This is a genomic window from Butyrivibrio sp. XB500-5 (assembly GCF_003625505.1).
In the GTDB taxonomy this organism is placed as follows: domain Bacteria; phylum Bacillota; class Clostridia; order Lachnospirales; family Lachnospiraceae; genus Butyrivibrio.
This window is the reverse complement of sequence record NZ_RAIS01000001.1, coordinates 112,548-127,832: the sequence shown is the minus strand read 5'-3', so window position 1 is coordinate 127,832 and position 15,285 is coordinate 112,548. Positions and strand designations below refer to the sequence as shown.

16 protein-coding genes, 1 riboswitch and 1 other annotated feature are annotated in these 15,285 nt (G+C 38.8%); all 16 genes read left to right on the top strand.

Translation table 11 applies throughout. The annotated features are described in order from the left end of the window. Positions 1 to 7: 7 nt before the first annotated feature. The 16 genes from der to D6856_RS00520 all read left to right on the top strand — a co-directional run bounded on the left by der (position 8) and on the right by D6856_RS00520 (position 15,285). Positions 8 to 1,336: a ribosome biogenesis GTPase Der gene (gene der / locus D6856_RS00595; RefSeq protein ID WP_092243302.1), complete on the top strand. Its 1,329-nt coding sequence runs from the start codon at positions 8 to 10 to the stop codon at positions 1,334 to 1,336. Next, positions 1,336 to 1,992, top strand: coding sequence for a glycerol-3-phosphate 1-O-acyltransferase PlsY (plsY, locus tag D6856_RS00590; protein ID WP_120685319.1), 657 nt, complete (start codon positions 1,336 to 1,338; stop codon positions 1,990 to 1,992). Before der ends, plsY begins: the two co-directional genes overlap by 1 nt. A gap of 23 nt (positions 1,993 to 2,015) precedes the next feature. Beyond that, entirely contained in the window at positions 2,016 to 3,038 is a 1,023-nt protein-coding gene (locus D6856_RS00585) for an NAD(P)H-dependent glycerol-3-phosphate dehydrogenase (RefSeq protein ID WP_120685318.1), read from the top strand. 205 nt (positions 3,039 to 3,243) lie between these two features. Continuing rightward, the gene (locus D6856_RS00580; RefSeq protein WP_120685317.1) at positions 3,244 to 4,314 is read left to right on the top strand and encodes an SseB family protein; all 1,071 of its coding nucleotides are present in this window, start codon (positions 3,244 to 3,246) and stop codon (positions 4,312 to 4,314) included. A 23-nt stretch (positions 4,315 to 4,337) separates the two neighbouring features. Beyond that, a complete protein-coding gene (locus D6856_RS00575) occupies positions 4,338 to 4,616 on the top strand; it encodes a hypothetical protein (protein ID WP_120685316.1) in 279 nt (92 codons plus the stop codon). Positions 4,617 to 4,631: 15 nt separating this feature from the next. Beyond that, complete coding sequence (locus D6856_RS00570) at positions 4,632 to 5,315, top strand: hypothetical protein (RefSeq protein ID WP_120685315.1); 684 nt, start codon at positions 4,632 to 4,634, stop codon at positions 5,313 to 5,315. A gap of 255 nt (positions 5,316 to 5,570) precedes the next feature. Then, entirely contained in the window at positions 5,571 to 6,278 is a 708-nt protein-coding gene (locus tag D6856_RS00565) for a hypothetical protein (RefSeq protein ID WP_120685314.1), read from the top strand. A gap of 28 nt (positions 6,279 to 6,306) precedes the next feature. Further along, the gene (locus tag D6856_RS00560) at positions 6,307 to 6,813 is read left to right on the top strand and encodes a DUF4309 domain-containing protein (protein WP_120685313.1); all 507 of its coding nucleotides are present in this window, start codon (positions 6,307 to 6,309) and stop codon (positions 6,811 to 6,813) included. A 93-nt stretch (positions 6,814 to 6,906) separates the two neighbouring features. Further along, a complete protein-coding gene (locus tag D6856_RS00555) occupies positions 6,907 to 7,119 on the top strand; it encodes a hypothetical protein (RefSeq protein WP_120685312.1) in 213 nt (70 codons plus the stop codon). 57 nt (positions 7,120 to 7,176) lie between these two features. Continuing rightward, positions 7,177 to 7,281: riboswitch (THF riboswitch) on the top strand. 63 nt (positions 7,282 to 7,344) lie between these two features. Continuing rightward, positions 7,345 to 7,911 (top strand): folate family ECF transporter S component, encoded by a 567-nt coding sequence (locus D6856_RS00550; protein ID WP_120685311.1) that lies wholly within the window; start codon positions 7,345 to 7,347, stop codon positions 7,909 to 7,911. A gap of 88 nt (positions 7,912 to 7,999) precedes the next feature. After that, positions 8,000 to 8,263 (top strand) — a binding site (T-box leader). Positions 8,264 to 8,348: 85 nt separating this feature from the next. Continuing rightward, entirely contained in the window at positions 8,349 to 9,569 is a 1,221-nt protein-coding gene (tyrS, locus tag D6856_RS00545) for a tyrosine--tRNA ligase (protein WP_120685310.1), read from the top strand. Positions 9,570 to 9,595: 26 nt separating this feature from the next. Then, a complete protein-coding gene (locus D6856_RS00540) occupies positions 9,596 to 11,113 on the top strand; it encodes a glucosyltransferase domain-containing protein (protein WP_120685309.1) in 1,518 nt (505 codons plus the stop codon). Positions 11,114 to 11,151: 38 nt separating this feature from the next. Then, positions 11,152 to 12,117, top strand: coding sequence for a LacI family DNA-binding transcriptional regulator (locus D6856_RS00535; RefSeq protein WP_120685308.1), 966 nt, complete (start codon positions 11,152 to 11,154; stop codon positions 12,115 to 12,117). Between the two features lie 224 nt (positions 12,118 to 12,341). Beyond that, positions 12,342 to 13,562, top strand: coding sequence for an ABC transporter substrate-binding protein (locus D6856_RS00530; RefSeq protein WP_120685307.1), 1,221 nt, complete (start codon positions 12,342 to 12,344; stop codon positions 13,560 to 13,562). 29 nt (positions 13,563 to 13,591) lie between these two features. Beyond that, the gene (locus D6856_RS00525) at positions 13,592 to 14,437 is read left to right on the top strand and encodes a carbohydrate ABC transporter permease (protein WP_120685306.1); all 846 of its coding nucleotides are present in this window, start codon (positions 13,592 to 13,594) and stop codon (positions 14,435 to 14,437) included. Continuing rightward, a complete protein-coding gene (locus D6856_RS00520; protein WP_243113976.1) occupies positions 14,437 to 15,285 on the top strand; it encodes a carbohydrate ABC transporter permease in 849 nt (282 codons plus the stop codon). The genes D6856_RS00525 and D6856_RS00520 overlap by 1 nt, the downstream gene beginning before the upstream one ends.

Here is a 15,285-nt window from a genome sequence, read left to right as displayed (position 1 = left end):
AAAAAATATGAGTAGAAAAAATATAGTTGCAGTGGTCGGAAGACCAAACGTCGGTAAATCCACGCTTTTTAATGCAATGGCAGGTAGCAGGATCGCTATCGTTCAGGATACGCCGGGCGTTACAAGAGACAGATTATATCAGGATGTTGAGTGGCTTAATCACAACTTCACCCTTATCGATACAGGCGGTATTGAGCCCGATTCCAAAGATATCATTCTTTCTCAGATGAGAGAACAGGCTCAGATAGCGATAGACACTGCCGATGTTATTATTTTCATGGTCGATGTCAAGCAGGGACTAACGGATTCTGATTCCAAGGTTGCCGATATGCTCAGAAGATCGGGTAAACCTGTTGTTCTGTGCGTCAATAAGGTGGATAACTACACAAGAGATTCACTTGATGTTTACGAGTTCTATAATCTTGGTATCGGCGAGCCTTTCCCTATTTCAGCCGTTAACAAGCAGGGAATCGGCGATCTTCTTGAAGAGGTTGTAAGCCATTTCCGCAAGGATTCGATCAATGATGACGAGGACGACACCACCAAGATCGCGATAATCGGAAAGCCCAATGTCGGTAAGTCTTCAATTATCAACAAGCTTATCGGTGAGAACAGACTTATTGTGTCTGATATTGCGGGAACTACACGTGATGCCATCGATACCGAGATCAAGTATAACGGCAAGAACTATACATTTATCGATACAGCAGGACTTAGGCGTAAGAGTAAGGTCAAGGATGCGCTTGAGCACTACATGATCGTAAGAACCGTAGGAGCCGTAGAGAGAGCCGATGTAGCTATCCTTGTTATTAACGCTGAGGAAGGTGTTACCGAGCAGGATGCCAAGATCGCCGGTATTGCACATGAGAGCGGCAAGGCAGTCATTATCGCGGTAAATAAATGGGATCTTATTGAGAAAGACAATCATTCGGTAAAAGAGTTTACGAAGAATATCAGAAATACGCTTCCGTTCATGAACTATGCGGAGATAATCTTTATATCCGCAGAGACCGGACAGAGACTTGTTAAGCTCTATGACCTCATAGATATCGTTAGCGAAAATCATTCGATGAGAGTTGCAACCGGTGTTCTTAACGAGATCATGACGCAGGCCGTTGTTATGCAGCAACCGCCGAGTGATAAGGGCAAGATCCTTAAGCTTTATTACATCACGCAGGCATCCGTTAAACCGCCGACCTTTGTTATTTTTGTAAATGACAAAAAGCTGATGCATTTCAGCTATACAAGATATATCGAGAATCAGATAAGAGAGGCGTTTGGCTTTAAAGGTACGCCGCTACGATTCATCATCAGGGAGAGAAAAGAGGATAAGTAATGTTAGAAAGAGTATTGTGTTTGGTTATCGGTTATGTATTTGGCATGTTTCAGACCGCTGTTTTGTACGGCAAGATGAAAGGAGTAGACATCAGAAGCGTCGGAAGCGGTAATGCAGGTACGACCAATACACTGAGGGTTATGGGAACTAAGGCAGGTCTTATCGTTCTTTTGGGAGATATGCTTAAGTGCATACTTGCTATTGTTGTTACATTTTTCCTTTTTACAAAAGGAAATCCTGAGTATAAGTACCTTTATATGATCTATACGGCTGCAGGCTGTGTACTTGGTCATGATTTTCCGTTCTTCCTTAAATTTAAAGGCGGAAAGGGAATCGCATGTACTGCAGGCTATATTATTTCTATGGGATGGAAGTTTGTCGCTGTCGGCCTTCTTGCGTTCTTTATTCCTTTTAACATTACGCATTTTGTCTCAGTCAGCAGCCTTTGTCTCTACACTGTATTTTTTATCCAGACAGTTATTTTCGGACAGATGGGGCTTCTCGGAGCACTTCCTCAGAGTGAGCTCAATGAGATCTATATAATCGTTGCTGTATTAACAGCGCTTGCTTTCTATCAGCACAGAGGAAATATCAAAAAGCTCATATCGGGTACTGAGAGAAAGACTTATTTAACTAAGAAAAATAAGATAGACTAAAATATATTTTTGGAGGACCTGATTTGGGTACACAAGTTGGCATAGTAGGTGCGGGAAGCTGGGGTATTGCTTTGGCGCACGTGCTTTCAGGTAACGGACATGACGTAACGGTATGGTCAAGGAGTGAAGACAGCGTTTCCAAGCTGCGTGCGTACAGAGGAAACGAAGAAAAGCTTCCGGGTATTAAGCTTCCCGAGAGCGTTAAGTTCACTTCGGATATGGAAGAGACAGTTAAGGATAAGGATATAATCGTTGTCGTTGTTCCTTCGGCACATATGCGCGAAACGATTAAGCGCATGAAGCCTTTTATAAACGAGAGCGAAGAACATAAGCAGATAATCGTTAATTGCAGTAAAGGTATTGAAGAAGAATCGCTTATGGTGATGAGCGACGTTATTCTTGATGAGCTTCCGGGCTGCCATGTATGCGTATTGTCCGGACCTTCTCATGCCGAGGAAGTCGGAAAGAGTATGCCTACCACAATAGTTGTAGGTGCTTTTGATAAAGATATCGCTAAATACGTTCAGAATATCTTTATGAACGATTATTTCAGAGTATATATAAGTCCGGACATGCTTGGAATAGAGATCGGAGCGGCTCTTAAGAATGTCGTTGCTCTTGCAGCAGGTATTGCGGACGGATTCGGCTGCGGTGATAATGCCAAGGCTGCGCTTATTACAAGAGGAATTACCGAAATCTCAAGACTTGGAATGGCTATGGGCGGTAAGTTCGAGACCTTCGCAGGTCTTTCCGGTATCGGTGATCTTATCGTTACTTGCGCATCCATGCATTCCCGTAACAGACGCGCCGGAATCCTCATCGGACAAGGCAAGACATATCAGGAAGCCATGGACGAAGTTAAGATGGTCGTAGAGGGCGTCTACAGCGCCAAGGCAGCTCTTAAGCTTGCTGAGAAGTACGATGTTGAGATGCCAATCATCAAGGCCGTTAACGATATCTTATTTAGCGGAAAGTCTCTTCAAGAAGCTGTTAAAGATCTTATGTTAAGAGATAAGAAGATAGAAAATAATAACTTGGAGTGGTGAATTAAGATTGGGACATAATGAAACGACTGCAGGAACTTACTGTTCTTGCAGTCGCTTTTTTATTGCAACATAATAAGAGGAATAATTGTGTTATATATAGAGAAACGGTTGTTTTATTAATAGACGGATATTATAATGTTAAGCAAAGAGTTACATTATATAATATTCTATAAAAAAGTATTTGTTGGAATGGAAGGGGAAATAAATGACTAGAGAAGAGAGAACACAGCATGCATTTGATATAAGTAGTAAGTATGTATCCCGGATAAGCCCTGAGAATACTGAAATCATGCAAGAAATTAAGCAATTGCCTATTCAGGATATTATTACTATATATTCAAATGCTCGCTATGCTTTTAAAAATAATTTGTATGTGGGTATTAATCTTGAAGCATATGAGAATCGTGAATATGATGCGGTTGTATTCGTAAAAGCAATTGATTTTTTAAAAGAAATAATAATTGATAATCTTAAAGATGCTAAGTGTCTTTGGACAATCACGGATAAAATAACTCGTTCGCCTTTTTTAAATGATAATGACGGGGTATGGCTTTTTACAGAAAAAGATTATGCCGACGAATGCGTTGATTATTTTATGCAACGATACAGAACGACTTTTGAAGTGGCAGAAATACCGCATGAAAATATATATAAATTTATGGGTACAACAGCATATATGAAAGGAGCTCTATTTTTTCATGTGGATGAAGGAGCTTATGCCAATATAGAATTAAAAAACAGCGATGTTGTCACTCCACCTGATTTTAGTAATGTTCCAATGATCAATCGTCCTGTTATGAATCCCACTTATTATAGAGCTTTAGCTAAATTTCAACAGGAACGATTTTACAGAGCTGATTATGATGGGAAGAAAGATAAACTTCGTAAGTTAGAAGATGATATGATTAAAACCTTCTGTGAGGCCAGATTCCTGATCCCTGTAAAAGGAATGGATCAACTTAAAAAGAATCCAGAATCAACAGATTCCGGTAATGGTGAAGCGGTATTAAAAAAAGGAACTACTATAACAATTCCATCTTTAACTAAGGGAGAAGGTGAAACTTTTACCAAAGCCACGCCGGTTTTTACTGACTGGGAAGAGTTTAATAAAGTGTATTCACAGGATGAATGGGGAGGATGGATATGGAAAGCGTCCGATCTGGCAGGAGCGCCTGATGATTTTGTTGTGATAAATGCTGCTTCTTTAGGCTTTGAAATGTCAAAGAAAATGATTGAACAATCTTTTGATATATATGAAAAAGAGTTTAAATCCTAAGTTTTTAAAGGAACGATGATATTATGATAAGGCATAGGAGATATATTGATTATACGATTTATGAAAGCAGCAAACTTGCAACTTTGATAAGTGCTATCGGGGCGACGGCTCTTGAAGTGGGGATTCCTGTTTTATTATTTATAGTGGTACTAATTTCGCAAGGTGTTAAAGACGATGAAGCAATGATATTTCTTCTTGTTTCTATTGTGCTTGTAATCTTCGGTGCGCTTTGTAAATTTAAATGGGCTGAAAAAATAGCTGATAATGCGATAAAAAATTCAAATAACCAAAGAAATACATAGCGCGGGTGTAGAAAAATGTGTGAAAAGATAATTCGATGTCATAAATGTGATAAAGAATATAAGATAAAAAATAAAAATCATTTTATCTGTATATGTTCAGAATGTATGACTGGTTATACTATTGAGACTTTAGATGAAACTAAGATGGATTATGATATTTTTCTGGATGAGAAAAAAGTAGGATATATAGAAGAAAGAATCAATCCTGTTGTTAAGAGCCATGTGGCTCGAAAGATACACTGTTTAGGCGAATGCGTCAGGACTGAAAGTAAAGATGTAAATGAGATAATTGATGAAATCATAAATGCTATAAAACAAGCTCATGAAAAAGAAGTAATAAATCAAGATAATAAAAAGACGCTTATTGAAAAGTATTGTAAAGATTATAACGGTCAGGATGTCTTGCTATATTCTCATGATTATTTGGGATATCAGGAATCGCAAGTGGCTTTAAGAAATTTAGGACAAGGACAATGGTTGATTGATGAGAAATACTTTTTAAGCGGAGAATTTAGATTCGAGAGAGAAACCGAGATTTTTGAAATTATCAATTCTTTTGAAGAGTTTAGGATTTGGATTACTAAGTTCGTAGAAGCTTATTTTGATGAATTATATAATCATCTTTTTAATGAGCGCGAAGGATTGCCTCATATAGAAGAATTTGGAAAAGTTATAAGAATTAAAAAGGAACTACAATAGCGATTCCATCTATGACTATAGGAGAAGGAGAAAACTCGGTTAAATCTACGCCTTTTTTACCGACTGGGAAGATTTTAATAAAGTATATTCATAAGATGAGTGGGGAGGATGGATTTGGGATGCATCACAACTAACCAGTGCTAAGGATGATTTTATAGCCGTTAACGCCGGATCTTGTTGTTTTGTAATGTCAAAGGATCTGATTGATCAGTCAATCGATATATACGAGGTTGTGCGCAATGCAGAGGGTACGGAATGTTTGAGAAAAAATCCATAAGAGATCTCACATATAAAGAGCAATACAAAATCTACAAAGTTAGCTATATATATAAACACTTTATGCGACGTTTAGATGACTTGAATTATCCTAATATTCATATATCTACGACTTCATTGTCTCAAGAACCTGTGCAGTCCTATCTTGATGATGGCTGGATAGATTCAGGCTATGATTGGTATAATGCCGAATATTATTACCATAAAACTGTCGATATTAGAGATAATATCACCGGTTTAGAAGTTCTGTTTATAAAGAAAACTGATGAGAGAGACAAAGAAGTATTTGGATTTAAGGCCAAGACTTTATTTGGTGGATATCATTATCCGATACCGGAAGTATTAAGAGAAGATATTTGTAAGTTTATTTATGATAATGGATGTAAATCACGATTTGATTTTAAAGGCTTTCCGGATGATCTTAATCAAAAAATAGTAGATGAAGTAGCACAAAATATTATAGAAGAAGAATTCATAGCTTTGAAAGAGTATAAGATTTCGCTTAGAAATGCTTTTAATAATTCAATTGATAAGGTTTTATCTAAAAAGGAACAGTTGCACGCTTTTGTTGAAGCTGCAAAAAAAATAAAAAATCCGGCTGATATTAATTTATGTGAATCTCGAAGTAATATCGTATATGATTATATTTTGAATAATGTCTGTGAACAGGTAGGAATAACGCTTTAATGAGTTTTTAAAGGAAGGAGTAAATATCATGAAAACTAAACTAATCGGAATGATATTGATTTCATTATTAACCGTATCAATTGTTGGTTGTGGCATTGGCGGATCAAAAGGAGCTTCTGCAGATTCATCACAAGATGCTGCATTTGAATATAACGGAGTTACTGTGTCCATAAAGGATGAAAACATGGATAATGTTTTTGAAGCATTTGGACAGCCCGAGACCAAGGAAGGTGATAAACCGGGATTTTATTATACTTTCGATTCGGGTCTTGTTGGGGTGTCATCATATATCATAAACGAGATTGATGAAGAAAAAAGACAGGAATTTCCCGATATGATCTCTATTAAAGATGAGAATATCAAGACTTCAAAAGGAATAAGTGTCGGAAGTACAGAAGAGGAAGTTAAGGCCGCATACGGAGAAACTCAAGGTGTGTCTATAGATAGCATGAATATTTTAACTTATTCATTTGATGATTACACGATCTCTTTTGTGATCGATCAAACCGTCAGCGAAATAAAATATACGGGCTGATGTAAAAAAATATAATTTTTGCAACGTCATATCTTCTGTAATTGTGTATTATATAGTTGGTTAATATATACATAAATATAGGAGGTATGAAAAATGCGTATTTTTATTAAGACTTATCCGGATGATAAAAAGGCGACGGCAGTGAATATTTTGGGGAATATTGCTTGGTCAGCATTGTTTGCATGTGGTTTTGCCTACAAAATCATCCCCTCTGATGGACTCTATATGATCCTTGGAATTATCGGATGGGCAGTCGGATCATTCATTATCAAGGAAATCACCGATAAGATGGCCGGTGAAATGTAATAGTTGCAATTGAATAAAAGCGATGATATTATTTCTTTTGGAAAAAATATTATGAAGTGCAGAGTAGACGTTAGTGCGTTAAGTGCTCGGTGAACAGGGAGTTGTCATCGGGACGAAGGATCTTTTTCATGATCCGCGGTACTAATATCGCATCCCGCTGCTACATCGCTTGAGAATAATTATGCCTCCGGTGTGGTTAAAGGAAACTGCAAAGGAGGTAATTTTATGTCTGATTTTACAAACGAAACATTCAAAACAATCAAAACAAATCCCATCTCAAAATTCAAAGAAGTGAAAGTTATGACTTTCTGCGGACTCATGGCGGCGCTGGCCATTGTCCTTGGTAAAGTAGCCACAATCAAATTCGGTCCGTACATTAAAGTCGGATTCTCAGGGCTTCCGAACAGAATTGTTGATTACTTATTTGGACCTATTATCGGCGCGATTTTAGGAGGTTCACTTGATATAATCAAATGGTTTTTATCAAGTGACGGAAACTTCTTCTTTGGATTTACTGTTACTGCAATGGTTGCTTCTGTGATCTACTCATTTTTCCTTTACAAGAAGCCTGTTAAATTATGGAGAGTTGTAGCCGCAGAGCTTTGCGTAAAAATATCTTGTAATGTCGGCCTTAATACGTTATGGCTCAACATGCTTTACGGAAAGGCTATTTCATCAATCCTTCCCGGAAGAATCTTGTCCAATTCGATAATGCTTCCGATTGACAGTGCGATCTTGTTTATGATGCTCACGGTTATGAGCAAAGTTGTAAAGCCGTATTTTGAGGATTGATCGGTTATACTGACGGTATAAAGCATTTTGACTTTAATAGCTTGACATAAACGTGATATTTCACTAAAATTTGTTATCATATAAAACATAAAAGGCTGTGACCGGAATAAGTAAGAATCGCAAGCTGACAACAGAGAATTGCCGGGTGGTGAGAGGCGTAAGTTAAGGGCGATGATGAATACCTCCGTGAGCTGCAGAGCAGAAGATCATGTTTGATTTAGTAGGCTCTGACGGGACTGACCGTTATATCGGAAGAGTATCGTTCGTGATATTTCGCGGATCGTACTTGCTGAGGCGTATGGCGTGAGCTATATGTGAATGAAGGTGGTAACACGAATTATTCGTCCTTCGCAATCAGATTTGATTGTGAGGGGCGTTTTTTTTACAAAAAATAAGATCCTTCGCAATCGTGTATTCATTATCAGGAGGAAAAAGATATGAAGATTTATGAAGAGTTACAGGCCAGAGGACTGATCGCTCAGACAACTGATGAAGAGAAGATCAGAGAGCTTGTAAACGAAGGAAAGGCAACATTTTACATCGGCTTTGACTGTACAGCTGATTCGCTTACAGCAGGTCACTTCATGGCACTTACACTTATGAAGAGACTTCAGATGGCAGGAAACAAGCCTATTGCACTCATCGGTGGCGGTACAACAATGATCGGTGATCCTTCGGGAAGAACCGATATGCGTAAGATGCTTACAAGAGAAGACATCGATCACAACGCAGCATGCTTCAAAAGGCAGATGGAGAAGTTCATTGAGTTTGGCGAAGGCAAGGCAATGATGGTAAACAATGCGGATTGGCTTCTTAACCTCAACTATGTGGATCTTCTTCGTGAAGTTGGTGCTTGTTTCTCAGTTAATAACATGCTTAGAGCAGAGTGCTACAAGCAGAGAATGGAGAAAGGTCTTTCATTCCTTGAGTTTAATTACATGATCATGCAGTCATACGACTTCTATTACATGTTCCAGAAGTACAACTGTAATCTTGAGTTTGGTGGAGACGATCAGTGGAGCAATATGCTTGGCGGTACAGAGCTTATCAGAAGAAAGCTCGGTCAGGATGCTCATGCCATGACTATCACACTTCTTACCGATTCACAGGGCAAGAAGATGGGTAAGACTGCAGGTAACGCTGTATGGCTCGATCCTGAGAAGACATCTCCTTACGATTTCTACCAGTACTGGAGAAATGTATCTGATGCAGACGTTGATAAGTGCATCAAGATGCTTACATTTATACCTATCGAAGAGATCCTTGAGATGGAGAAATGGGATCCCTCAAGAGTAAATGAAAAGAAAGAGATCCTTGCTTTCGAGCTCACATCACTTGTTCATGGAAAAGAGGAAGCTCAGAAGGCTCAGGATGCTGCGAAAGCTCTTTTTGCAGGCGGCGGAGATATGGCTAACGTTCCTTCTGTTGCTCTTAAAGAAGAGGACTTTAGAGACGGCGTTGTTGATGTTCTTCAGGTACTTGTTTCTGCAGGACTTTGCGCAACAAGAAGTGAAGCTAGACGTGCTGTTGAGCAGGGCGGCGTAACTGTAGCCGATGAAAAGGTTACTGACGTAAAGACAACATACAACAAAGATTATTTCGCAGATGGCGTAATGGTAAAGAAGGGTAAGAAGTCTTTCAAGAAGGTAACTGTTTAATAAGTGTATAATCTTGTGAGGTGTGGATGACTAGCAATATAAAAAAGCATTGGAAGTTAGTATTATTGTCACTTGCATTTGTTATATCAGTAATACCAATTTTTGTTCTGGCAAAATATGACTGTGCAAGTGGCGATGATTACAATTATGGAGCATTAGCGCATCAGGCATTTTTGTCTACCGGATCTGTTTGGAGTGCTGTGGTTGCTGCAGTAAAAACAACTATCGAGACATGGTATTCTTGGCAGGGTACATGGTTTGACTGTTTTGTATTTTGCTTGCATCCGGAGGTCTTTTCGGATAAGTTTTATCCAATTGTTCCTTACATTTTTGTAGTGGCACAGTTTGCGGCATTTAGCTTATTGGGATATCATTTTTTAAAAGAAAGATGGAAACTTCAAGGTTATAGCTGGTTAGAAATAACTTTAGTGTTTCTGCTTTTTATGTTTCAACTTGTGCCATCTCAAAAGTCAGCTTTTTTCTGGTGGGTAGGTAGTGTGCATTATGCTATGCCGATGTGTCTTTCAATTGTTGGAATAGTTTTGGCGGATCGTTTTCTTAGTGATCATCACATGAAAGATGTTATCGTATTATCAATAGTTTCCGCTTGTATTGGTGGAGCTACATATCCTGCTGCTATACTGCTTTTTGTAGTGATTTTTGTATTGTGGCTCGTGGAAGTTGTTATAAAGAAAAATAATGATTCCAGAAATTTCTTTTTATTGATACCTTTTGCATTAGAATTTGCAGGTCTTTTTATAAGTTTTATTTCTCCCGGAAATGCTGTTAGGAGTGCGTCAGATATTAGTGATGGAGCAAAACCGTCCGGTGGAGTTGTTTCTACAATCATTAGTAGTATCCGTTATTCATTTACAGATGCTTGGGATAGCTTTATAAGTGAAAAAACCTTTATATTGATTGCTATTCTTCTGATCATAATACTTATAAAGACTCCGCTGATTGAATCTAAGGAAAAAGATGAAAAAACCTTTGCTAAGCGATTTGAACATCCGCTTCTTTTTGTTGTTACAGCTTTGCTTATAAACGCAGCTATTTATACACCCAGAATGTATGCCGGTAACATGGTTTCTTCAGGATACTTTAATTTTAATTTTGAGGTTTTCTTCTTGTGTATTGTTGGTTGTGTTATATACATTGAAGGATGGGTGATTTCGAAAAACATTGTTTTAGATTCGCTTAAAAGAAGAGTATTAGTTATTGCAACAATAATCGCAGCTATTATAATCGCTTTTGTCGGTAGACATGGTGTAAAGAAATATACTGGTTATGTTTGTTTGGAATATTTTCTTAGCGGTCATGCAGATGATTATCTTGAGCAGATGGATTTGCAAAGATGTTTAATGGAAGATGATGCTGTTCAAGAAGTAATTGTTCCACAGATCAATAATGAACAAGGTCCGCTTATGCATATGCCTATAGTTTCAGACCCTGACAACATTAATAATATTATGACAGCAAGGTTTTACGGAAAAAAGAGTTGTATATCAATATCAAGAGAAGAATGGATGCAAAAGTATCGATAAGGAACTATTTTATCTTATTAAGACTATGAGGTATCGATATGGCCGGAATAAAAGATGTAGCAAAGGCTGCGGGGGTTTCTGCCTCTACGGTTTCCAATGTACTTAACGGTAGAAGCAATGTCGGAGCAAAGACAAAAGAACGTGTTCTCAAGATATGTAAAGAGCTTAATTACGAGCCGAATATCATCGGTAAGAGCCTTAAGACCGGAAGTAACAGGACTATCATGTTTTCTTTTTCCGATTTTGACAGAATGTTCTATCTGTCAATAATAAGGGGCATATCCGACTACGTTAAGGCTAAGGACTATGATCTTATCATCTGTACCAATAAGAGTACGGATAAGTTCATGAACAAAGCATTTACCAACGGCTGTATCCTTCTTGACAGAAGATGTTCGGATTCAATGCTTCTTAAGAAAGCAGAAAAGAATTATCCTATCGTTGTCATGGACAGGATCATAGAGGTTCCGCACATAAAGAGTGTTGTTATCAATAACTATGCTGCAGAGAGAACGCTTATGGAAGGACTTGTTTCATGTAAGTATAAGCGCTTTGCTTATCTCGGCGGTTTTGAGAGTGAGGACAACAGTGCGAGATACAAGGCTTTCAGAGATGTGCTTGAAGAAAACGGCATCAAGTTTAAAAAGGAAAACTACTTCGATGGCGATTATACCGAGAAGAGTGGCTATCAGATGGCGAGACTTATCATGCTTTCCGAAAAGCGTCCGGACGTTTTAGTCTGTGCCAACGATGAAATGGCGATCGGTGCAATGCGAGCTTTTCATGAGAACGGCATAAGAGTTCCGGAAGATATTGCGGTATGCGGCTTTGACAATACAAGGATGGCTGTTGAAAAGGGCGTGACGACCGTGGATATACCAAATTATGAGAGAGGTTATCTTGCTGCGCAGTATCTGATCGAAATGATAGAAGGCAATGATAATTACGAACCGTTTCTTATTTCGACCAATGTAAAGTGGCGATCATCTACAAAAAGACCATAAATAACATAACGTTTTACAGGTAAAATTTAAGCTGTTTTAGTAAAATAATTTCACGTTTTACTAAAACAGCTTTTTATATTGAAAATATCACACAAAACGCCATATCAAAATCGTTATAAAAGCCGAAAATTTCGCGTTATATTGACCCTAAATATCGTACAGTTCTAGAATAAAAATGTAACGATTTACTATTTCGAAAGAAATGGAAGGAGAAGGTTTTTATTATGAAAAAGAACAAGGTTATAGCACTAACACTTATAGCAACAATGATAACAGGACTTTGCTTAACCGGTTGTGGGGCAAAAGGGGCAGCTGCAAAGGGCAGCGGAAAGATCACGATCTTCCAGTCAAAGACTGAGATCATGACTGATCTTAATCAGCTTGCAAAAGATTATCAGGCTGAAACCGGCGTAGAGGTTGAGGTTTGGGAGACAACAGGCGACAGCTACTACTCAGACCTTAAGACAGGTTTATCAACACAGGCGGGAGCAACACTTTTCTCACTTCAGCCCGGAGCTGAGTCAAGAGAGATGGCTGACTATCTCGCAGATTTAAGCGATCTTTCTTTCGTAAAGAAGATCGGTGCCGGTATGGCTGATGAGATTGACGGTAAAGTAGTCGGAATTCCTTACACTGTTGAAGGATTTGGACTTGTATATAACAAAGATAAGGTTGATGCATCCAAGATCACAACTACTGCAGATCTGATCTCTTATCTTGAGAGCAGCGATGCCGAGAATGCACTTGGACTTTCACAGGAAGATTATTTCCTTATCGCACATATTCTTAACGCACCTTTTGCAGTTCAGCAGGATCCCGACGGATATCTTCAGAGCGTACTTAATAGTGAAGTAAGGATGAACGACAGCAAGGCTTTCCAGGAATTTGCACAGATCATGGAAGCTATCAGAGCAAACTGTAAGAATCCCGTTGATATCACATACGATAACAACTGCGGTGACTTCGCAACCGGTAAAACTGCAATGATCCATCAAGGTAACTGGTGTACAGGAATGTTCGCTGATTACGATGTTACTTTTGATATGTCACTTGCACCCGTTCCCGTTGAAGGAAACAAAAAGCTTTCAGTTTCAGTTCCGATCGCTTGGTACGTAAATACAGATGCTTCCGAAGAAGATCAGAAGCTTGCAAAAGACTTCCTTGAGTGGCTTTACACATCCGAGACAGGTAAGTCATACATGATGGATAAGTTTAATTTCATTCCTGTAGTTGAGGGTATGGAGAACAATAATCTCGATCCTATCAACCAGGCTGTATCTGAGGCTGTTATCTCAGGAAATACTATTCCTTGGGTAATGAGCGATTGGCCTGCAGGTATCGTTACAACAGATCTTTCACCTATCACAAAAGAGTTCTTTACTACTGATATGACAGGGGCTGAGCTCGTTGATAAGCTCAATGATGCTTTCGTGGCAGCAAAATGATCAGCACATAATTTTTTTGGAGGCTTCGGATGAAAATAGGAAAAGGGTGGTACGCGCTGTTTACTGCGCCTCTCATGATAATATTCATGATCGTTGTGGTCATACCGTTTGTTATCGGTATAGGTTATTCATTCTTTGAGTGGGATGGACTGGCAAAGCACGCCGCAACATTTGTGGGCTTTAGTAATTATATTGATGTATTTAAGGATCAGCAGTTTTTAAACGCAACTGTAAGAACAACTATATTCACACTTATCTCTGTAGTAACTGTGAATCTTTTGGGAATTATATTTGCGCTCATAGTTACCACCAAGCTCAGAGTAAGAAACGTTGCAAGGACAATGCTTTTCATGCCTTACCTTATAGGCGGACTTATCTTGGGTTATATATGGAAGAGCGTATTCCAGGAGTTCTTTTTATCAATTGAATGGGGCAATTGGCTTACAGATCCCGTTAAATCAATAATTGCGATGATCGTTGTTACGACATGGCAGCTCGCCGGATATGTGATGATCGTCTACATTACCGGAATCATGGCTATTCCTGCGGACGTTCTTGAGGCAGCACAGGTTGACGGTGCTAATTACATGCAGACTCTTTTCAAAGTAAAGTTTCCGATGCTTATGCCTTCGTTTACGATATGTCTTTTCTTATCGTTGTCAAATTGCTTTAAGATCTACGACGTAAACATTTCACTCACAGGTGTAGGCCCCAATTACCAGTCGGAAATGTTCTCGCTCAATATCTACAACGAAATTTTCAGCTTGAGTAACTTTGGATACGGCCAGGCTAAGGCTATCATATTCTTCCTTATCATCGCCGTTATCACGCTTATTCAGGTCAGCATAACAAAGAAGAGGGAGGTGACACTGTAATGATGTATTATTCAAAACCGTTTAAAACATTTTTAAATGTGATCACCGTTCTCTTCTGTGTATTGTATCTTTTTCCTATTTATCTCATCCTGACCAACTCCTTTAAGAGCAGGTCTCAGATGTATGAGAACATGGTCGCGCTTCCAAAGAGCTTGTCACTTCAGTATTACATGAGTGCTCTTGAGAAGATGAACTTTTTTACATCACTAAAAAACTCATTGATCCTCACAGTTGTTTCCATAACAGTGATCGTGATATTTGCTTCTATGACGGCGTGGATGTTTGTAAGGAGTAACAATAAACTTTCAGTGATCTTATTTGATCTGCTTGTTGCGACAATGCTCATTCCTTTCCAGACGATCATGATGCCTCTTATGCAGGAGATGAACTGGTTTGGAAATACACTTGGTATCAAGATGACCGATACCATTCCGGGACTTATCTTTATGTATCTCGGATTCGGAGCGGGCATGGGCGTGTTCCTTTATCACGGCTTTGTTTCTTCTATACCTGTATCACTTGAAGAAGCTGCGACGATCGATGGTTGCAACACATGGAAGACCTTCTGGCAGATTGTTTTTCCGATGCTGAAGCCTACGACAATGACTGTGATAATTCTTGATGTTATCTGGATCTGGAATGACTATCTTTTGCCTTCACTGACTCTTAAATCAACGGCAAACAGGACCATTCCGATCTCGACAGCCAAGTTTTTCGGGCAGTATACGATCAGCTGGAATGAAGCTATGGCAGCACTTGTTGTCACCATCATTCCTGTAGTTATCTTTTATCTGGCTTGTCAGAAATATATTGTAGAAGGTGTAGCGGCAGGTGCCGTTAAGGGATGA